We start from the raw sequence: 21,103 nt of genomic DNA, 5'->3' as shown, positions 1-21,103 counted from the left end.
ACTAGGATTTTTTATGATTAAGAAACATATTCCAAATGCCCTTACCTGTGCCAATGCTGTATCAGGTGGAATAGGGATTGTAAAATGCTTTGAAGGAGCATTACATGAAGCTGCAGCGATGATTCTGATTGCTGCTGTATTTGATTTTTTTGATGGTTTTGCTGCTAGAATGCTGAAAGTTTCTTCTCCAATGGGGAAAGAGCTGGACTCTATGGCTGACATGGTGTCTTTTGGTGTATTGCCTGCCATGATCATGTATAAGCTGATGCAAGGCGTAACAGGAGACCCGTACTTGCCACTGATAAGTATGTTGATCGTGGCGTTTTCTGCACTGAGATTGGCTAAGTTCAATATTGATACAAGGCAAAGTGATTCATTTATTGGGGTACCTACTCCAACCAATGCTTTGCTGATTGGGTCTTTGCCAGTGATAAAGGTTTTTCACCCAGAGTATGCACCATACATTGATAATCTTTGGCTACTGATAGCTGTCACTGTTATAATGTCCCTGTTGTTAGTGGCGGAGTTGCCGTTATTGGCACTGAAATTCAAGGATTTCAACTTTGCAAACAACAAGTTCAGGTTCATTTTGATAGGAACAGCTTTAATACTGATCGTAGCATTTAAAGCGTTGTCGGTACCATTGGTAGTAGCGGCATACATTGTGCTTTCTGTTGTAAATAATATGGCGGGAAGTACAGGAGGGAAGTAAACCAGTGAATGAAAATTAAACTGATCGACAGACATGAGGAAGATTTTTTGGATTGCAGCAGCTTTTGCCGTGACTGCTTGTGCAGGAACTAAACAGACCACTAAGACCGTAGCTGAAGATAATACAACTGAAATCATCGAACAGAAAAGTGAAAATAATGTAACTATGGTAGGTGATTGGAAATTTGCTTATTACGAAAGTTCTAATGGTGAAAAAGAGGCTCCTGAGGTGCCTGTAAACCTGAAGGTCGTAGAAGATAAAGAGGGTAACATCCGTTTCGGAGGGAAAATATTCAATAGTTTCAATGGCGGGTTTGAGGTACTGGATAACCATAACCTGAAAGTGACACCTATTGCGATGACACGTATGATGCCTCCGAATCCTGAGCCTGAGAATAAGTTTGTAGGTGCTATTCAGAAAGCAAATGCCTATGAGTTAACAGACAATAAGTTGACTTTGACTTATGACGGTGGGAAATTGGTGTTTACCAAATAGATCACATCAGGATAAAAAAAGGGATTGTCTGACAAAACATCAGGCAATCCCTTTTTTTATTACTTTTTCTTGCTGCGTTGTTTGAAAGACCATGTGAAGTAGAATTCAGAAACAATGGTTCCATCTTTCATCTTACCAACAGTCTTTGCCTTTACAGTTGCAGCCTCGCCAGTTTCAATCGCTTTTCTGACAGCCTCAAAGATTTTATCGCCATCTACACAAGTAAAGGTGACTTTTCCAGTAGCTTTTTTAGGAAAAGTAGCTTGAAGATCTACGATAATGAATGCAACTGATGGAGAGTACCCTTGTACCGCCAGCATACAGATCGCTGCTGTCGAAAGTTCAGCAGCCATGCTTTGCGCCGCAAAATAAATTGACTTGAAGGGGTTCTTATTTAGCCATGTAAAAGGCATGGTTGTCTCACATGAGTCTGCCTCTAGCTTTTTCATCCGCATTCCCGCCAAGTATCCCAGTGGTACTTGCGTTAGGGTAAATGTATTAAATGCTAAGGCATTCATCATTTTCTTTTTGAAAGCCTGCTGTGCGCCATTAAGTTTGACAGCTGTTTGAGTTGTGTTATCCATGTTGTTTTATTGGTAGAAATGCTTGAATTAAAGTAGCTTTTCAAGCATGTATGTTTATTGGAATAATGAAATATTTCTTAATTCATTTTAATATAGTTTTAACAACCTTTAATTCTGCTTTTGTCAATAACATTATTTTGTATATTGAATAGACTAGGATGCTTTTCTAGCCCAATAATCAGCTATTTACATTGAACCAAACAATCCATTACAATAATGCAACTATTCGAAGCAGTCTTTCTAATATACCTGTTAGTGTCTTCAGTGGCTATCATGGCAAAATGTTATCGCTCATTTTTGGGTAGCATGCCTACTTCAAAGGGGCTGTTGACAGGTAGTATCATTTTATTGTTGCTTGCGTTGTTCAATTTCGCATTTTATGATGCTGTGACCAACAATACTAGCATATTTATAGCTTTAAGACAATAGTGATTATTCATTCACGATCTTTTTAGAGTTAAATATTTTCTATAAAAAAACCTAGACTTTACAGTCTAGGTTTTTATTTTTGATTAAGATGGACAATGACTTATTTGAATCTGTTATAAATTTAAAAGCAATTGACAGGTTTGACGTAATAAAATCAGACCCCTTTATTTACGATAACCTATTTAGAATCCATGGAGAAACAAGTCAAGACAAGAAGTCATTCAACAGTTAATCAGACAATGCAGGCTGCTATTGCTGAGGTAGAACCCGAAACAATAGAGGTAGGAGTTGAGCTGATTGATAGTGAACCCTATTATAACCCCAAAACTGAACAGAACCCCCAGATAAAACCCAAAACCCAGTCTGATAATGCGGTCTTGTTACAACCGGAGTCAATCTCTGAGGAACAAGCGATCAGCAATATCAGTGAGATTAATAAAGACTTTGACCCCGGATATGCATATAGTATTACAAAGAGGATTTTATCTTACATCAATAAGTATTATTTCAGGGTAGAGTTTATAGGCTTTGATGAATTGCCTAAACGCAATAACCCTGACCATCCTTTAATTTATGCCAGTAACCATTCGGGAATGGCTTTTCCATGGGATGCTATTTCGTTTACTTCAGGTCTTTTTGCCAAGACAGGCTTTGATATGACGCAGTCAGCAAGAGCACTGACAGCACCTGCGCTTTCAAGGACCCATATCATGAGTCCATTCTTGATTGACAACTTTTGGAAGCGCTTGGGTGCAATTGATGCTACGCGGCTCAACTTTGAGGCAGCCATGCATTATAAAGGTGCCAATGTTATGATCTATCCAGAAGGAGTGCCTGGTATTGCCAAAGGGTATAATAATAAGTACCAGCTTCAAAGGCTTGCTACATCATCTTTAAGAATGAGTATCAAGTACAAAACTGATATTATCCCATTTGCAACGGTAAATGGAGAGTATATCAACCCGTTCAGTTATAGTATTGCAAAACTGAATGACCTTGTTCAGAAGTTGGGAATTCCATTTCTTCCTATAGGACCTGCTTTGTTCCTGATTCCGTTTCAGCCTTGGTTGTTTTACTTTGCATTTCCAGCAAAACTAACTTTTGTAAGAGGTAAGCGAATCAAGCCTTACGAACTGGTAGGCAACAGACCATTGGAAGAAGTAAGTGAAGAAGAAATTCAAGAGCTAAGGGATAAACTCCAACAACAGATGCAACGAGAATTGGATGCAGCTGTCGCTAAGTATGGAAAAAAACCTTATGACTTGTGGGAGCTGATGCGTGTTACTTTAAGTAATGCTTCCAAGATTATGCACTTTATACCTCTTGTTTGGCCAATCTTGTTTAGAGAACATGAAAGGCAGTACACAAGCTTGAGAGATCGAATGGATAATATGGGGATTTTGCCAAAGGATGACGCTGACCGTATCAGGAAAATGCAAGAAGTACATGAAGCCAGAGGGGAGCAAGAAGTGACTGTACTGTCAGTGGTGGACACTGTACTGAAAAACCCTGAAATACTATTGCTTTATACTCCAGTTGTTGGTTTGATATCCATGTTTAGGGGAGATGATTAAAGACTGTATGAATAGCTTGAAAATATTCGAAAGACACTCTAATTAAGAGTGTCTTTTTGTTTTAATGAATGTTTGTGAACTCTCATTATTAATGAAGTGTTATTTTTACACTATTGTTTTGTGAACAATAGGAGATAGAGGTTGAAGTTTTCTCAATATTTCTGTCCAATTTTTTAATAGGCAACATTCTTTTCTATACACATGGCATCATTCATACATAATGTCTTACGTCTCTCACTAAACAGTACTTCAAGAGTAGTTTCAGATAAGGTGATCACATTTGAATACCTAAGAGGGTTATTAGAAGTGGGAACCATTTGGATGTTAAGTCCTTGGGGGATAAAGTTTGACAGGTTTTTGATTGGAAATATGCAAGCTGAAATAATTGCACCAGTTGGGAAACGTGTCCAGAATAAAATGATGCTGTATTTGCATGGAGGGGGGTATGCTTTAGGGTCTACCCAGACACATAGATCAATGGTGGGGCAAATTGTAAAACTTACACGTGTACCAGCTTTGATGGTAGATTATCGCAAAATACCAGAAGCACCATGTCCTGCTGCAATAGAAGATGCTTTTGCAGCATATTGCTGGTTGTTGGATCAGGGGTATGATGGTAATCAGATAGTCATTGCTGGAGACTCTGCGGGTGGGGGACTGGCATTGTCTACTATTTTTGCAATTAAGGAAAATAAACTGCCGATGCCTGCCGGTTGTATCTGTTTGTCGCCTTGGGTAGACCTTGCTGTAAAAGGAAAAGATGCCAAAGCTTCTGAGTTGTATGATCCATTTATCCGGATCAATGCGATGAAAAGGTGGGGACGCATATACGCAGGTGAACTGCCTGTAGAAAATCCTATGGTTTCGCCATTGTATGGTGATTTTACAGGTTTTCCACCAATGATGGTTCAGGCTTCGGATGGGGAAGTACTCTACTCTGATGCGGTCAGGCTTGTGGAAGCGGCAAAAAAGGCAGGAGTGGAAGTGGACTTTCAGGTTTGGAATGGATTAATACACTGGTGGCACCTGTTTTGGCGAATCATCCCAGAAGCAGAAATATCTATTAAAAAAATTGCAGAATTTCCATTTTTCTCATCGAAGAACCCGTAACTTAAGGTCGTCATCATGAATGGTATGGCTTCCCAGCTATAGCTGGTGAAGCCATTTTTATTTATGATTCACACAAGGGGTATTGGAAGTAATAGGTTGGTTAAATGATGGATATGTTGTGGTGATTTGATGAAAATAATTGCAGAAATATTCATAAAAATGATTGTTCATTCACTAACCTTTCGTATCTTTGAGCTAAGATAAGAACAGGATAATTTGCATCCCCATCTACAACCTTTAAATTTGAATAGAACCCTATTTAATAACATAATTTTCAGTCAACTAAATAACTCAAAAAAATGGAAGAACTAATTAAGAGATTCGTTTATACTGGTGTAGGAATCGTAGCTTTTACTGCTGAAAAAGTAAAAGAGATTGTTGACAAACTGGTGGCTGAGGAAAAACTAACTGAAGAGGAAGGTAAAAAGATAGTAGATGAATTCCTGAGCAATACAGAATCAAGAAAAGATGAATTTGAGTCCCAACTGAAAGTATTGGCAGAGAAATTTTCAAGTGTATTCTCTATGAAAGATGCCAAAACGGAAGATGTTGAGGATCTCAAAGCAAGAATAGAAGCGCTAGAAGCAAGACAAAAGACTGCAAAGTCTTCGTCTGCAAAAACAACGGCAACTGAAGGTTCAAAAGCCTAAATTTTCTGGTACTTTTTTGTGATGTGTGCAAGCCAGTGACCCATTATGGGCACTGGCTTTTTTAGTGCCCTTTTGTTGAACCCCACTAAATTATAGAATGTTCCTCTGCCCAATATTTTCCTTTCAAACCATTCTTTCAATATTTCTCAATCGGTTGCGGACATTTCAATTTTCTTCTTACTTTTGTTTTACCATACAACACAACAAATCAAGAAAACTACTATTTACTTACTTCTGTAACATATGCTTGACAGATTCACAGCTCCTGTAGGTACAACACTAGACCGTTTTATTGCTCAGAAACAGGAACAGTTTCCTTACGCAACAGGAGAGCTATCCCAGCTGCTTAGGGATATCGCATTAGCCTCCAAAATCATCAACAGAGAAATCAATAGAGCTGGCTTGTCGGGCATTGAAGGTGCGGCAGGTCAGGAAAATGTACAAGGTGAATCACAGCAAAAACTTGATGTGGTAGCGGATGTACGTTTTACCAGAGCTCTACAAAAAGGGGGAGAAACTTGTGGTATTGTATCCGAAGAATGTGACAACATTATCGATACAGGGAATCCACATGCCAAGTACATCGTAGCAATAGACCCGCTCGACGGTTCTTCTAATATCGATGTAAATGTACTTGTTGGAACAATTTTCTCCATTTACCGCAGAAAGTCACCTATCGGAACACCTCCTACAATGCAGGATATGCTACAGGAAGGAACTGAGCAGGTAGCAGCAGGCTATGTGCTTTACGGTTCCTCAACTATGCTGGTGTATTCAACCGGATATGGTGTCAATGGGTTTACTTATGAGCCTTCACTAGGTGAATATTTCCTTTCTCATCCTGGAATGAAGATCAAGGACACGGGGAATATATATTCCATCAATGAGGGTGGTTATTACTCATTCCCTCAGGGTGTCAGAGACTACATTGATTACTGTAAGGAAGAGGAGTACTCAGGACGTTATATAGGCTCATTAGTAGGTGATTTCCACAGAAACATGCTGAAGGGAGGAATTTATATCTACCCAGCCACTTCAAAGTACCAGAAAGGAAAACTGAGGTTGCTTTATGAGTGTAATGCACTATCGTTTTTGGCTGAGCAGGCAGGCGGTATGGCAACTGATGGCTCTAGAAGGATATTGAATATCAAGCCTACTGAACTACACCAAAGGACGCCTTTCTTTGTAGGCTCTCCTAAAATGGTTCAGAAAGCAATGGATTTTTTAAATGAAGAGGAGGAGCCCTTTCTGGCGCAAAAAACGAAAAAAATGAAAGTATCAAGCTAATATTGACTTGCCGTCAAATATAGATCAATTGGTTTTAGTAGCCCCGGTACATAGTGCCGGGGTTTTCTTTTTTTGTAACTTATTGCTGTTTTAATGGTTTTCAGAACAGGTAAAGGCAGAATAATTCCAATTGTGTAAAACCATATAGTACAAGTACACTTTTCATTTTTTATGCAAGCATTACAAAATCAGTTAGATCAGGAAAATATTATATCCAAAGCGTATTACGATATCATTATTGTAGGTGGCGGTTGTGCTGGCTTGAGTTTAGCCTATCATATAAGCAAGGAAGAAACGCTTTCAGACCTAAAAATCATGATAATTGAGCCGGATGATAAAACTGATAATGACAAAACATGGTGTTTCTGGACTGACAAGCCTTTTCCATTTGAAAGTGAAGTAAGTGGTAAGTGGAAGAAAATAGCTTTTCTAAGTGATGAAATGCAAAAGACATTTGACCTTGGAAAGTTTTCTTATTTCAAGATAGACAGTATTGACTTTTACAGGAAAGTTAGAAATGCGCTAGCAGAATGTGAGCATGTCAGTATTGTAAATGAAAAGGTAATTGATATCAAGGCGGTAGGTGATGAGACAGTGTTAGTACATACTGAGTCAGGTTGTTTTAGAGGAGGGAAAGTATTTGACAGTGCTATTGGTAAAGGATGGATCGAACCCTTAAAAGATCAGTATAATGTACTGTTACAGCATTTTGAAGGGTGGAAAATAAAAACAAGTGCACCAACATTTGACCCTGAAGTGATGCAGATGTTTGACTTCAGGATTCCACAAAACAATGAGGTTAGGTTTGTCTATTTAATTCCATCATCCACAACTGAAGCATTGGTGGAGTTTACAGTTTTCTCTACTGATTTATTGGGCGAAAGCGCATACAAGAAGCAGTTGCAATCTTACATAACGAAGCGCTTAAACCTTTCAGAATTTACCATTTTAGAGAAAGAGAGTGGCGTGATTCCAATGACGGATGTACCGTTAAAACAGCAGGAGCAAGGTGTACCAGTCTACTATATTGGTACAAAAGGAGGGATGTGTAAGCCATCAACAGGATATGCTTTTTTAAGGATACAACGGGACTGTAAGCTAATTGTCAGTGCATTGGTTCGGCATCAGGGTATTGGTCAACTACGACGTCTGCCAAAACGGTTTAAGTTATATGATGCACTGATGCTAGATATTATGAAGCGTGATGGTGGTCGTATTGCCTCAATTTTCACCACCCTTTTTAGGGAAAATCAGATTACAACGCTTCTGAGGTTTTTGGATGAACAAACGAACTTTTGGGAAGAACTGAAAATTATGGCATCAGTCCCATCAGCTCCGTTTATGAAGTCAATTGTAAGGTTGGTAACAAGAACATTGAAGAAAGGAAAGTGGTAAGTTGACTTTAATTGTCTTGTGTATCCTCACACCTTTTTTTCAGGTGAAAGAAGATAGCCATCCAGCTGATAATGGCTACAATGACTCCCCCTAAGGTATTGGTCGTCATTCTCATTGATTCCTCACTCCAGCTTTTGTCAGAAACGCATAGAAACAAGTATGACAAAAGGCATCCGAAGGCAATCAGAAAGGAAATGATAGCGGCTTTTAGGTCTTTCATGTTGATAATGAAAATTCGACTATTCTTCAAGGCTATCAGTCTGGTTTTCTGACAGCTATTGTTGTTGGTTGAAGCCGCAAATTTGCATTATCTTTTTATAAAAGACAAAATTTTCACCAAATCGTACAATTATAATTGATTACTTATACCCTCCAATAATTAGAATACCTCATTGATACCCAAATAGAAACCAGTACTGCCGTCCTGTCCAACTCCAATGTCAGCTCTTAACAAGGTTGGTGACTTTTTGCTAAGCTGAAACCTAAGCCCTGTACCTGCACTTAAGTTAGCATGCTTGAGAACATCCTGAAGGTTTTCAGAAACTCCACCAACTTCACCAAAGACGGCAGCGCCCCATCTTGGTAAGAAGCGGTAACGATATTCTGCACGCGCCATTGCCAAGAAGTTATTGATCATTCTACCATTGTGATAACCACGCCCATGATCCTCACCACCATACCACGCCATCATTTGAAACGGAGCGTCTCCAAAAGTGCCTTCTCCATAGCCTTGAAGAGCTAAAACACTTTTAGGGCTGATGCCAATGTATTTTCGGACATCAATGGAGTTTTTCGTAAACCATGTTTCGGTTCGTTCATTTTCAAGTACGTGGTTCTTGAACTCTATATAAGCACCTGAATTGGGAGCGGAGTCATTGTCTCGACTGTCATAGCGATAGACGAAACCTAGGCCATTAACAGCAGCTCCTGCATCACCATTTATGTCTTGCTCATCAAGAATACCTCCTTCTTCCACTTCGTTGATGATGTAACTTTGGTGAAGGTATTCGATCCCTACATAAGAATCTTTCCCCATTCTTTTTAGCAAGGCAGCCCTAATCAGGAAGTCATTCATTAGGAACTGTTCTTCTGCATTGTCAGGGTTGTCAGAACCTAATCCCCAAAAGCTGAATGGTGCTTTTTTGTATTTGAACTTAAGGTCAAGAATATAGTCTCCATCATTAAGGAAGATTGTGGGAGCAAAATTGAGGTTGATTTGCCCTTGTGTAGTGTAAGAGGCTATAAAGGTAATGTCAGAAAAACGGTTGTTGTATACGTTTGGGTGTTTCATAAGGAAGATTCGACCACCAGCCCCAAAAGCAAAACCGGATTCTGGTTTGCAGTAGATCAGTGGGAATACAAGCGATTGGGTCTTTTTGGTATTAGGATCAGCTTGCTGACAAAATCCCTTTGTGCAGCATAGCATCATAAAAAGCAGTGTCAGTTTCTTTTTCATAGATAGATTGCAGAAAATCAGATAGTAAATGGCTGTTTACTAATATGAAACAGTTTGTTTGTTAGGTTGTTTGTGGTGATGTAACATAAATATACTACAACACTGTTCCAAAATAATTATAATAATAGTAAACCAATTGGATGAATTGGAAATAAAAACGGTTGAGAAGAATTTCCCAACCGTATCATTTAATAGCCTCTTTTGTGTAAATATTATTCTACCTTGACAGCAGTGCCACTGGCTGCTACCATAAGCATACCTCCATTAGGTCCTACTGTCTCGTAGTCTAGGTCAATACCGATGACGGCATTAGCGCCCATTTTTTGCGCTTTTTCCTGCATTTCTTTTACAGCTTCATCTTTGGCTTCTCGCAGAACTTTTTCGTAGGAGCCAGAACGTCCGCCAACGATATCCCTGATTCCAGCAAAGAAGTCCTTAAATACGTTGGCTCCGATAATTGTTTCTCCCGTAACCAGTCCGTAGTAATGTGTTATGCGTTTACCTTCAATTGATTCTGTGGTGGTGATTAGCATTTTAAAGTTGTTAAGGTGAAGAAAATTTGGAATGCAATACTTTAAAATACAAAAGGGAGGTAACAAAATAAAAACACCTAAAGTATTGGTGTTAACTTTAGGTGTTTTTTGCTTAGTCAAGTAGGCTCAAGACATTTTCAGGTGGTCTACCTATTACAGCCTTGTCTCCTTTTACAACAATTGGACGCTCGATCAGTTTGGGATTGTTTACCAGTACATCCAGCCACTCATCTTCACTAAGGTCTTTGCCTTTAAACTGTTCCTTATAAATGCTTTCTCCTTTACGGATAATTTGGGAAGGTTGCATCCCTAGTTTTTTCAATACTTCCTTCAACTCACTTTTGGAAGGAGTGTCATCCAAGTACTTCACTATTTCTACATCTGCCCCTTTTTCTTCAATCAGTTGCAGTGTTTGCCTGCTTTTGGTACAACGTGGATTATGGAAAATCTTCATAAGAATATTTACAATTATGTCTTCAGTGTGAACTCCCGAAGTTCATGAATAGATCTATTATTAACAATGCCAAATGCAGGAATTTTTTAGGAGGAATTAAAGTTAATGAAACTCATGATAACATGGTATAATCCAAAAAATGTTAATTTATTTTCTTGCAACGGGTTGCAAAACTGTGTTTTACTTGTTGGGAAGCATAGTCATTTTGAGGGATTGTGAATTGGACTATTTTAACTATCAAATTTTAGGTGAACAACATTTCAAGGAAAGATGAACAAACTAACAATGTCTGTGGGAGCGCTCGTACTCTCATTCGGTTTGATGTCGGGGAGTTTACATGCAACGACCCCAGTTAGTGCTGATAATACAACAATCAGTGTTAGCGAACTGAAAAAGAATACCACTGCTATTGATAAAATAGAACCAGCCTTCTGGTGGGCAGGAATGAAAAACACTTCCGTTATGCTGATGGTTCATGGACAGAATATTGGAAATTCAAAAGTGTCTGTCGATTACCCAGGAGTGAAAGTGGTAGAAGCGGTTACTAAAGACAACCCGAATTATCTTTTTCTGACATTAGATTTAAAAGGAGCACAGCCAGGAAAGGTTCTGCTGAAGTTTGATACTGGCAAACGCAAACCCTTGACATATGAGTACGAACTGAAAGCTAAATCCAATGATCCGGGTAAGGCTCAGGGTTTGGATGCAGGAGATGTGATGTACCTGATCATGCCTGACCGATTTGTGAATGGAAACCCTGACAATGATACGGTAAAGGAAATGAAACAGGCTGCTGATCGTGACTTCAGAGGAGGCAGACATGGTGGAGATATTGAGGGGGTAATTTCAAAGCTGGATTATTTGCAGGAACTGGGGATTACGACGGTATGGTTAACGCCTTTCCTTGAAAATAATGAGCCGGAGTGGTCTTATCACGGTTATGCAATCACCAATTTCTATAAGGCTGATCCACGCCACGGTACCAATGAAGATTACAAGCGTCTAGTAGATGAGGCGCATAAGCGTGGGATGAAAGTTGTGATGGACTTGGTGTTTAACCATATCGGGGATAAACACTGGTGGATGGCTGATTTGCCAACAGAAGATTGGGTACACCAGTGGGACACGTTTACAAGATCCAACTTCAAAGGAGAAGTAATCTCAGACCCTAATGCTTCTGAGTATGACAAGACCATTATGGAAAAAGGTTGGTTTGATGGGCATATGCCTGACTTGAACAACTCAAACCCATACCTTGCCAAATACCTGATTCAGATGTCTGAATGGTGGATTGAGTATACTGGTATTGATGGGATTAGGATGGATACATACCCATACAACGACAAAGAGACGATGTCTGAATGGGTGAAAACAGTTAAAGAAGAATATCCGGATTTTTATATCGTAGGTGAAACTTGGCTTTGGGGAACAGTCTATGAATCATACTGGAAAAAAGGTAGACCAAACCCTGATGGTTATGTAACCAATTTGGAGAGTATCTCTGATTTTCCTATTTGGGATGCAATCAACAAGGTTTGGCGAGATAACAGAAGTGTGCATGAACTGCATACAGCGTTGACACAAGATTTCTTGTACGAGAACCCAATCCAGAATAAGATATTTATGGATAACCATGATGTAGACCGTGCATTTGGTTCATTCAATAAGGATTTGGAAAGTATGAAAATGGCAACAGCCTTTCTGTTGACAACACGTGGCATTCCTCAGATTTTCTATGGTACAGAAGTACTGATGGCTAACAGAGGCGACCATGGTGATATCCGTGAGGATTTCCCTGAGGGTGGAATGGAGACAAGCGTGATGCTTTTACAGCTGAAGGACGTACTGCCGATGAAAACGAGTATTACGATTACCTTAAAAATATCCTGAACTGGAGAAAGAACAGCGAAGCTATCCGTGAAGGAAAATTGAAGCACTGGGTGCCACAAGATGAGGTTTATGTATACTTCCGCAGTAGCCAGAATGAGAAAGTGATGGTCATTATAGGTAATAATGACAAGGATGTGGAGCTTGATATGGCAAGGTTCAAGGAGGAAACAAATGGCTATTTCAGAGGAGAGGATGTTATCTCCGGAAAAGCTTACTCTTTGGATAAAGTGACAGTTCCAGCCAAAACAGCATTGATTTTAGAATTGGAAAAATCAGCTGAGGAGGATACCAAGTAATTGAGATATCAGATTGTTATTCTGATCAAACAAGCCACTAAAATTTAGTGGCTTGTTTTTTTGTAAGCAGTGTTGTAAGAAGTGTTTATCTTTGCATTGATAAAAATTATCCAATTAAAAGCAGAAATTTTAGAAATTTGTGCGAATTGAATAGACAAAACACTTAAACAGTTGTTTGGTCTCCTTGGTAATAAATTGATAGGTGGGCAAAATTGCCTTACAGATAAAAAATCACTTGCAATTCATGGCAAAAAAGGGAATACTGATTGTAAACTTGGGAACGCCGGATAGCCCAGAAACTCCGGATGTAAGAAAGTATTTGAGAGAATTCCTGATGGATGGCAGGGTGATCGACATCGATGGTTGGAAACGTTGGATGTTGGTTAACCTGATTATAGCACCATTTAGAGCTCCAAAGTCTTCCAAGGAGTACAAAAAGGTATGGACGAAAGAAGGGTCGCCGTTGCTGATTTATGGTGAAAAAGTATTGGCAATGCTGAAGCAAGAGCTAGGGGATGAATATCATGTGGCATTGGGAATGCGTTATCAGAGCCCTAGTATCGAGCGAGCTTTGGAGGAGCTGAAAGCAGCGAAGGTGAAAGACATTACGGTAATTCCACTCTTCCCTCAGTATGCTTCAGCTACTTCAGGGTCAGTGGCAGACAAGGTGATGGAGATCGTACGAGGTTGGCAGATTATTCCTGATATCAAATTTGTACAGCACTTCCACAGGCATCCGCTCTTTATCAAGACGTTTGCAGAGATTGGCAAGAAATACTTGGAAAAAGAGCAGTATGATCAGGTAGTTTTCAGTTATCATGGTTTGCCTGAGCGTCAAATTATCAAGGCGGCAACTGAAAGTTGTTGTAAGCTGCAAGACACGTCATGTAGCTGTAATGCAGAGGCAAATACTTACTGTTACCGTTCTGCTTGTTTTGAGACTTCTAGGCTTTTGGCAGCTGAATTGGGACTGAGTGAGGACCAATACACGGTTTGTTTCCAGTCAAGGTTGGGAAAAGATCCTTGGATCCAGCCATATACGGAAGATGTGGTGAAGCAATTGGCACAAGAAGGTAAAAAGAGAGTGTTGGCATTCTGTCCTGCGTTTGTTGCTGACTGTCTGGAGACAGTAATTGAAGTAGGGGAGGAATATAAAGAACAGTTTGAGGAAGAAGGCGGCGAACACTGGCAGATGGTGGAAAGCCTGAATGACCATCCGCAATGGGTAGAGTGCCTTGTCGATTTGGCTAAAAATGGCAAATCTATTGTCTGAAAGACTTAAATCTTGACAAGATGTGAATAAAAGTCATGCTTGAGATTGTTCTACCATTGTAGGACAGATTAACCATTGACTCAATAAGGGAAAAGGTGTCCTGTATACCTTTTCCCTTTTTTTATATTCACTACTATGCATTCAACAGAATTCGAATTATTGGAAAAAATTAAAGCCTCTGAGAAGGTGTTAGCAATGTTTGATGCAGAAAGAAATTTGGTGGAATTCTTTTCGGGGGAAGCCACCTATTGTATCAAGGAACTGGAAAATGGGCTGTGTCAATTGAGAAGGAAACGGTATTCAGACAAACAAGCGACCTGGAAGTGGTATTTGGAGGCGTTTTTTCCGAATAGGGAATTGGCAGTCCGGTATGCCTTTGGGATAGATGGGGAGGCGATCAGAAGGTTGTTTAACAGTAAAAACAATCAGCAGAGACAGAAAGTAAAGCTTCCTGAAGGTCCTCGTGCGATGCCTACCCACCCTAAAAAAGAAGCTCAAGTCTCAAAACCCTTAGAAGAGTACACCTTGACCGTCCGGATGAGTGAGTCTGAAATGAAAACTTTTGATCAAGCCTTACAAACTTTTAGAAAGGTAGAAGGTCCTGAGAAAACGGTTGCTGACTTTATCCTTTTTTTGTTGAAAAAAGCTAAATCATCCTCACTGACCTCAATCATGCTGAGAAAGTAAGTAGTATCAAGGCTCAAACTAATCCTCTGCCATTCAATGTGATTGGAAATAGATGACTTTTACCTGTGCTTTTCATGTAAGAAAGCACTAACTTTTGCCCCCAAAATAAGGGAGGCATGTTTGTTCCTGCCTTTTAATAACCAAATAACTATAGGTATTGATTTTAAGCTTAGGCCAAAGAGATTGTAGTAAATAAGGCATTATGATCGGCTTCATCCCAAGAATACTATACACAGGATAATCATCTTGCCATTCTAAGCTGACAATATAACAATACCAATTCCACAGCTATGAACATTTTCCGAGACTTAAAGGCCCTTTTTAAGAGAGGTGCCAGAAAGGTATCTACAAAAGGACCGTCTTTTGTTTGGCAGATTGAAAATTTCATTTCCAATAATATAGGCAAGGTAGAGATGTTGTTAGGCCTCTTTATTATTGGTTTGCTTATTTATACACACGGTTTTTACTTGGAAATGGAAGAGATTGTGAAGATGGTGAGATTGGAGCGCCAAGTGGTGACAATTCTGTTTACCATTATGATACTCCGATTCCTGTTTACTAGGGATAAGTACCAGTTTTTGAAAGATAACATACTGGAAGCCATTCTTATCTCCCTGTTTTTTTTCTTTCTCGTATATAGGGGGCTGTTTTTACCTCGCTTTCATGAACTGACTCCTTACACAATTGAAATATTCAAGTACTACCACTTTACACTAGCTTTGTTGGTTGCGGGGTTGACCTTGGTTGTATTTGCCCGAAACCGCCATTTATGGCTGTACTTTTCAGGTAAGGCAACCATTACTTTCGTTTCATCCTTTCTGCTGCTGATTATAGTTGGTACTGGACTTTTACAACTTCCTGTATGCTCCAACTCCCATATTACATTTGTGGATGCTTTATTTACGGCAACATCCGCAGTTTGTGTGACGGGGCTTTCACCATTCAATGTCTCGGAGGTATTGACCATGAAAGGACAACTGGTTTTGCTGTTTCTGTTTCAGGTTGGTGGATTGGGTATTATTTCCTTGACCACTTTCTTTGGACTAATGCTTCGGAAAGGGGTTCACTTTAAGGAGGAGTACGTGATTATGGACACATTGGGGAGCGATAATACCAGAACAGTAACTCAAATCCTGAGAAATATTATTTACATCACCTTCTCTGCTGAACTGATTGGTGCTATAGGTCTATTTGTGTCTTGGCATGACTTGGGGATGCCTTTTGGTGAGAGAGCCTTCAAGGCAATATTTCATTCCGTATCCGCATTCTGTAATGCAGGCTTCTCGATATTTCCTGCTGGCTTGCAGGAACCGGCACTGGCAACCAACCTTTTCTCCAATATTGTCTTTATGATGATTATCCTTACGGGAGGATTAGGGTATTACACTTACTTGGACCTATTTAAAAAGTCTCCAATCTTTCTACAGTTGAACCCAAGAGGGGTTACGCTTCAGACCAAGATCATTTTGTATGCAACAATTATCTTGTTCTTTGGTGGTGCGATCATGTTTTGGCTAACAGAATATGAAAACTGGAAGGATTTATCCATCATACAGCAAGCGCAGAATGCATTTTTTACTAGTGTGACAGCTCGGACAGCTGGGTTTTCCATTATTGAAATGGGAGATATGACAACTGCCGGTGTGATGGTCATGTGTCTGCTGATGTACATCGGTGGAGCACCCAACTCGACAGCAGGAGGGGTGAAAGTTACGACTGTTTTTATCCTGCTGATGTCTTTTTGGGCAGACAGCAGAGGTAAGGATCATGTAAATATTGGTTGGAATACTTTGGAGAAGGCCAGTATAAGGAGAGCTATTCTGATTTTTATTATTTCAAACCTACTCATCTTTGGGTCAATCTTACTGATTTCAATCAGAGAAACGAATATGGCGTTTGTTGATGTCTTCTTTGAAGTGTTTTCTTCAATAGGTACCGTAGGGCTTTCAAGGGGGATTACGGGTGACTTTTCCAACTTCAGTAAGATTGTATTGTGTGGATTAATGTTCTCAGGGAAAATTGGGTTGATTACGATTATCTCATTCTTGGGTAGTGATGACAACTCTTACCCTTGCCGATACCCTGAGGCGCACATAATAGTAGGTTGATTTGTTATATGTTTGAGCAGCTCAAAGTGGAGCCATTTTTATTGATAAGACCTTAAAAAAACGATGATACATTTTAGTTCAAATCAGCGATATGTTCTGATTGGAATGGGAGCCTTTGGCTTGGAGATCGCCAGAACACTTCAAAAGCATGGAGCAGATTTTATGATTATTCTTCATGTAGAAGGTGATAACCCTAACAAAGCATTAGATGATTATTTTTCATTGGACAGAATGAGGCAAGAAGGCTTTCAGCATGTTTATGAGACCGATGTAACCAACCCTAATGCCTTGAACAGGCACGTTAAGCCTAGTGATTGTGTTGTCCTGTCTCACGGTAAGGACTTTGAGACAAAGATTTTGACCGTTGATGCGCTAAAACAGATAGGTGTCAAGAATATTTATGCCAGAGCTACGAGAGAATCTCATGCCAGGATATTGAGTGAAATGGGTGTGAGAAAGGTGGTCTTCCCTGAGAAGCAGGAAGGGAAAAGACTAGGGTTGGCATTGCTGAACCAGAAGGTGAAAACAATGGATGAGATTGCTCCTCAGGTTTACATTATTGAGGTGCCTGTGCCGGATGAGTTTGTCGGCAAGTCAATATTGGAAGTAAAAGTGCGGTCCAGATACAGCGTGACGATCATCTGTTTGAAAGAAACGATTTATACTGATGAGGGACAGCCCGAGGAAGTCGTTTATACAAAAGGCTTTGAGACAATGATCCTGAAGACGACCCACAGTATGGTGATTGCAGGTGAAGGATCGTCTATTAAAGAGCTTACCTCAATGGTAAGAGCATCTTCGTCAGAGGAAAAAATGAAGTGGGACTAGTCTTTCTTTTAACAGGTTTGTTCTACTGTTTCCTCATTTGAGATATTAAGCAACGAATCAAGCATCTTAAAGAGCTTTTTTTGCTGAATGCTGCGGTCAAAATATTTGGTCGCAGCATTTCTGCCATTTTTTCCCATCGTATCTAACTCATTTTTTGTAAGGCTTTTCATTGATGCAATATTCTGCAATAATGAAGGCAGGTGTAATGGGTCTGAGATCAATCCGCATTTATGCTCTAAAACGAGTGAAGCACCTTCTCCACCTCCATTAAAAAGAATTGGAATACCAGCAGCCATACTTTCATAGACCTTGGCGGGGAGTGTACCTCTGATCGTACTTTTTTGTGAAATAAGGGCAGCATCAAATCTTGTCAGCAACTGCGCAACTTCTGTCAGGGAAACCACCGAATGAAGAAAAATTCCCCTGTTTGGGTGCTTGTTTAGAAATGCTTTCACTTCATCACCTTCAAACCCATCCCCATATATATGTAATTCGCATCCTATGGCTTGGAAGTTTATGTCCTTACAAAGTCTTAGAATGGCATGGGCGACATTCAGTACACCCGTATAAATAATACGGAATGGTTTCTTTTGACCTGTTTGATCGGGATTGTTATTTTTGGGAACAAAAAGCTGACAGTCTGCCCCAACCCTGTAAAGAAGAGGTTTGGGTAAATTATATCCCTGAATATACTGGCTGATTTCTTCGGATTGTGCCATTAGTTGATCCGCCGTTTTATAAAACTTAAGCTGGATTTGGGTAAGCAACTTATAGTAAAGGGAGGATTCCTTCATAAGCCCAAGGTCAGCAATGGCTTTGGGCCAAAGGTCTGAGACATTGATTACAAGCTTGGCTCCTGTGAGTTTGGAGAAAACAATTGCAGGAAAAGGCATCAACATCGGAGGTGTCTGTACCAGAATGACGTCCGGTTTCCTCTTCAGCATGTGAAGCAAAGACCTTAGCATTGAGACTGAAAGTGAAAGCATCCCTGCCAACCTTGCAAGTCGACTGGCTGTAAGGCTGGCAGCAAAAAGCCAATGTCTTCTGACAGGAATGCCATCTTTCATTTCCTTAAACAGTAGTTTTCCTCTGTATGCTTGGGGTACTTTTCCAGTTGGATAGTAGGGAACTGCCGTTAAAACCTCTACATCAAAGCCTTTTTGTTTCAATGCGATGGCCATATCCTGAAACAGGAATGGTGCAGCACCAAAATCAGGTGGATAGCTATGAGTTAATATTTCGATCTTAAATTTTTTCAAACAAGCAGCCCAGTCTAATATCCCAATACTAAAAAATACAGAAGCTTTTCCGTAAGGTTCTATCGGTCAACTTCTCCCATTACAACATCAAATGACCCAAAGATGGCAATCAAGTCGGCAATAGGCACACCTCTGGTCAGTTCAGGCAGAATAGCCATATTGACAAAAGAGCAAGATCTTGCCTTTACGCGGAAAGGGATGTCGCTTTTGCCTGTTGCACGGAAAAAGAAGCCGAGTTCCCCTTTAGGGTTTTCAGCTCTTGCATAAAAATCCATTTTCTTAGGACGGATTTTTTTAGGAACTAATGCCTGAGGGTCAAATTCTCTTGTTCTCTTGTGATCACCAGTCAGTTGTTCAAGAGCCTGTTCTATGATTCGAATGGATTCCCAGCATTCAGCAACTCTCACGTAGGTTCTGTCCCAACAGTCACCGAGTGTACCCATTTCTCCTTTTCCAATTGGAATATCAAAGTCAATTTCAGGGTAAACCGAATACCCATCCACTTTTCTGAGGTCGTATTTCAAACCAGAACCTCTAAGCATTGGTCCGGTAACGCCATAGTTGATTGCAAGGTCTAGCGGCATGACGCCAATGTTGGCCGTACGTTCCACAAAGATCTTGTTTTCAACCAGCAGGTTATGGAATTCCTTCAGCTTAGGTTTCAGGTACTGAACAAATTCAAGACAGCGTTCTTCAAAACCTACAGGAAGGTCATAGAAAAGTCCGCCAATCCAGATGTAGTTATAAAGCATTCTTGCCCCACTGACCCATTCCAACAGACGTAGGATGTGCTCCCTGTCTCTCATTAACCATAAGAAAGGGGTAGTTGCACCAATGTCAATACCGTAAGTACCTACCGCAATAAAGTGAGAGGCTAATCGGTTCAGCTCAGCAACTAACACACGTATGTACTCTACACGCTTTGGAATCTGTTCAGTGATGCCCAACATCTGCTCAACTCCCATTACATAGGCATGTTCGGAGTTCATAGAAGCCACATAGTCCATTCTGTCCACGTATGGAATGGTCTGATTGAAAGCCATGGACTCGGCATGCTTCTCAAAGCAACGATGCAAATAACCAAGGTGCGGAACGACATCTACAATAAACTCACCATCCGTTACGACTTCCAACCTCAGTACACCGTGGGTAGAAGGGTGTTGTGGACCCAAGTTAAGGACCATCTCTTCAGAACGGAGTTTGCTTTCATCGTAAACACTGGGAGCTGAGTTTTTGAGGTGCTCCTTATCAAACTTGTATTGTATCTTTCTGTCCATAAATTATGACTTCACTTTCAATTTGGTTTCAAATATAACCAAGTTGTGCAAAAATGGTTGAATCCTGAGGGGCAATCCTACAACTTGAGCGAGAAATCCGTTGTAGGTTCCACAAAAAATATATATTTGCTTCCTGTATTTTAGAAAAGAGAAGAATTAGGGAGTATAATCCTTTTCGGGAAATTTAATTAGTGTATTAAAAGACAGAGATGGAAGCATTGAAAGAAATACTGATGATGACCATACCCGCAGTGATTGTACTGTATGCGGTTTTTTTGGTGGTAAGGTCTTTAATTGGAAAGGAATTTTCAGCACAATTGGCAAATATGAAGCTCGAAAACTCAAAGACTGTATTGCCAAACAGACTTCAGGCGTATGAAAGAATGGCGATCTATCTTGAGCGTATCACTCCCAATAACTTGATCTTAAGGTTGAATGAAAATGGTTACACTGTAGCACAGCTTAGAGAACTTCTGATTGTCAGTATCAGGGAAGAGTTTCAGCATAACCTGGCACAACAGGTTTATGTAAGTGATACTGCTTGGGAAATGGTAAGGACTGCACAGGAGAATATGGTATCACTAATTAAAGAAGCATCAGTTGATATTGATCCTGAAGCGCCTTCAATTGAGTTGGCGAAGAGAATTTTTGAAAAAGTAATGGAGATGCAGCAAGAGCCAACAGCTGAGGCATTAAGGGTGCTGAAAAACGAAATTAGAACACTATTCTAATTTTGACCTCCTATTCATTTGATTAAGCCTATGGTACAGACTGTAGGCTTTTTTTATGCCCAAACTTTAAGACGG

At 40.0% G+C, this 21,103-nt stretch carries 21 protein-coding genes; 14 read left to right on the top strand and 7 right to left on the bottom strand.

Going from position 1 to position 21,103, the window contains the following annotated elements:
* The first annotated feature begins 13 nt into the window (after positions 1-13).
* Both pssA and V6R21_RS19285 read left to right on the top strand, forming a co-directional pair.
* Positions 14-712, top strand: a complete 699-nt coding sequence (gene pssA / locus V6R21_RS19290) for a CDP-diacylglycerol--serine O-phosphatidyltransferase (RefSeq protein WP_334245193.1) — start codon at positions 14-16, stop codon at positions 710-712.
* Between the two features lie 33 nt (positions 713-745).
* The gene (locus V6R21_RS19285) at positions 746-1,207 is read left to right on the top strand and encodes an META domain-containing protein (protein WP_334245192.1); all 462 of its coding nucleotides are present in this window, start codon (positions 746-748) and stop codon (positions 1,205-1,207) included.
* 59 nt (positions 1,208-1,266) lie between these two features.
* Here the strand turns inward: V6R21_RS19285 and V6R21_RS19280 are convergent, their stop codons facing one another.
* The gene (locus V6R21_RS19280; protein ID WP_334245191.1) at positions 1,267-1,791 is read right to left on the bottom strand and encodes a DUF4442 domain-containing protein; all 525 of its coding nucleotides are present in this window, start codon (positions 1,789-1,791) and stop codon (positions 1,267-1,269) included.
* 620 nt (positions 1,792-2,411) lie between these two features.
* Between V6R21_RS19280 and V6R21_RS19275 the strand changes: the two genes are divergently transcribed.
* The 5 genes from V6R21_RS19275 to V6R21_RS19255 all read left to right on the top strand — a co-directional run bounded on the left by V6R21_RS19275 (position 2,412) and on the right by V6R21_RS19255 (position 8,236).
* Positions 2,412-3,794 carry a lysophospholipid acyltransferase family protein gene (locus V6R21_RS19275; RefSeq protein WP_334245190.1) on the top strand — a complete coding sequence of 461 codons (1,383 nt, stop codon included), beginning with the start codon at positions 2,412-2,414 and terminating at the stop codon, positions 3,792-3,794.
* 201 nt (positions 3,795-3,995) lie between these two features.
* Complete coding sequence (locus V6R21_RS19270) at positions 3,996-4,904, top strand: alpha/beta hydrolase (RefSeq protein ID WP_334245189.1); 909 nt, start codon at positions 3,996-3,998, stop codon at positions 4,902-4,904.
* Positions 4,905-5,203: 299 nt separating this feature from the next.
* On the top strand, positions 5,204-5,554 hold the full coding sequence (locus V6R21_RS19265) for a phasin family protein (protein ID WP_334245188.1): 351 nt from the start codon (positions 5,204-5,206) through the stop codon (positions 5,552-5,554).
* 243 nt (positions 5,555-5,797) lie between these two features.
* Entirely contained in the window at positions 5,798-6,841 is a 1,044-nt protein-coding gene (gene fbp / locus V6R21_RS19260) for a class 1 fructose-bisphosphatase (protein ID WP_334245187.1), read from the top strand.
* 171 nt (positions 6,842-7,012) lie between these two features.
* Positions 7,013-8,236 carry a lycopene cyclase family protein gene (locus V6R21_RS19255; protein ID WP_334245186.1) on the top strand — a complete coding sequence of 408 codons (1,224 nt, stop codon included), beginning with the start codon at positions 7,013-7,015 and terminating at the stop codon, positions 8,234-8,236.
* A gap of 7 nt (positions 8,237-8,243) precedes the next feature.
* On the opposite strand, the gene V6R21_RS19250 is transcribed toward V6R21_RS19255, so the two are convergent.
* From V6R21_RS19250 to arsC, 4 genes are all read right to left on the bottom strand, one after another.
* Positions 8,244-8,456, bottom strand: coding sequence for a hypothetical protein (locus V6R21_RS19250; protein WP_334245185.1), 213 nt, complete (start codon positions 8,454-8,456; stop codon positions 8,244-8,246).
* Positions 8,457-8,615: 159 nt separating this feature from the next.
* Entirely contained in the window at positions 8,616-9,692 is a 1,077-nt protein-coding gene (locus V6R21_RS19245) for a BamA/TamA family outer membrane protein (protein ID WP_334245184.1), read from the bottom strand.
* Positions 9,693-9,904: 212 nt separating this feature from the next.
* Positions 9,905-10,225, bottom strand: a complete 321-nt coding sequence (locus tag V6R21_RS19240) for a YbjQ family protein (protein WP_334245183.1) — start codon at positions 10,223-10,225, stop codon at positions 9,905-9,907.
* Between the two features lie 112 nt (positions 10,226-10,337).
* Positions 10,338-10,679 carry an arsenate reductase (glutaredoxin) gene (gene arsC, locus V6R21_RS19235; protein WP_334245182.1) on the bottom strand — a complete coding sequence of 114 codons (342 nt, stop codon included), beginning with the start codon at positions 10,677-10,679 and terminating at the stop codon, positions 10,338-10,340.
* A 270-nt stretch (positions 10,680-10,949) separates the two neighbouring features.
* Here arsC and V6R21_RS19230 point away from each other — a divergent pair, with 270 nt between their 5' ends.
* From V6R21_RS19230 to V6R21_RS19205, 6 genes are all read left to right on the top strand, one after another.
* Positions 10,950-12,569 (top strand): alpha-amylase family glycosyl hydrolase, encoded by a 1,620-nt coding sequence (locus tag V6R21_RS19230; protein ID WP_334245181.1) that lies wholly within the window; start codon positions 10,950-10,952, stop codon positions 12,567-12,569.
* 38 nt (positions 12,570-12,607) lie between these two features.
* A complete protein-coding gene (locus V6R21_RS19225) occupies positions 12,608-12,865 on the top strand; it encodes a cyclomaltodextrinase C-terminal domain-containing protein (RefSeq protein WP_334245180.1) in 258 nt (85 codons plus the stop codon).
* A gap of 244 nt (positions 12,866-13,109) precedes the next feature.
* Positions 13,110-14,138: a ferrochelatase gene (hemH, locus tag V6R21_RS19220; RefSeq protein ID WP_334245179.1), complete on the top strand. Its 1,029-nt coding sequence runs from the start codon at positions 13,110-13,112 to the stop codon at positions 14,136-14,138.
* Positions 14,139-14,297: 159 nt separating this feature from the next.
* Entirely contained in the window at positions 14,298-14,825 is a 528-nt protein-coding gene (locus V6R21_RS19215) for a hypothetical protein (protein ID WP_334245178.1), read from the top strand.
* 290 nt (positions 14,826-15,115) lie between these two features.
* The gene (locus V6R21_RS19210; protein WP_334245177.1) at positions 15,116-16,933 is read left to right on the top strand and encodes a TrkH family potassium uptake protein; all 1,818 of its coding nucleotides are present in this window, start codon (positions 15,116-15,118) and stop codon (positions 16,931-16,933) included.
* Positions 16,934-16,996: 63 nt separating this feature from the next.
* A complete protein-coding gene (locus V6R21_RS19205; protein ID WP_334245176.1) occupies positions 16,997-17,761 on the top strand; it encodes a potassium channel family protein in 765 nt (254 codons plus the stop codon).
* An 8-nt stretch (positions 17,762-17,769) separates the two neighbouring features.
* On the opposite strand, the gene V6R21_RS19200 is transcribed toward V6R21_RS19205, so the two are convergent.
* Entirely contained in the window at positions 17,770-19,020 is a 1,251-nt protein-coding gene (locus V6R21_RS19200) for a glycosyltransferase family 4 protein (protein ID WP_334245175.1), read from the bottom strand.
* 59 nt (positions 19,021-19,079) lie between these two features.
* Positions 19,080-20,297 carry an NADH-quinone oxidoreductase subunit D gene (locus V6R21_RS19195; RefSeq protein WP_334245174.1) on the bottom strand — a complete coding sequence of 406 codons (1,218 nt, stop codon included), beginning with the start codon at positions 20,295-20,297 and terminating at the stop codon, positions 19,080-19,082.
* Positions 20,298-20,506: 209 nt separating this feature from the next.
* Here V6R21_RS19195 and V6R21_RS19190 point away from each other — a divergent pair, with 209 nt between their 5' ends.
* Positions 20,507-21,028: a DUF7935 family protein gene (locus V6R21_RS19190; RefSeq protein ID WP_334245173.1), complete on the top strand. Its 522-nt coding sequence runs from the start codon at positions 20,507-20,509 to the stop codon at positions 21,026-21,028.
* The last annotated feature ends 75 nt before the right edge of the window (positions 21,029-21,103 follow it).

This window comes from Limibacter armeniacum, from assembly GCF_036880985.1.
Classification (GTDB): Bacteria; Bacteroidota; Bacteroidia; order Cytophagales; family Flammeovirgaceae; genus Limibacter; species Limibacter armeniacum.
This window is presented reverse-complemented; position numbering and strand designations above follow the sequence as displayed.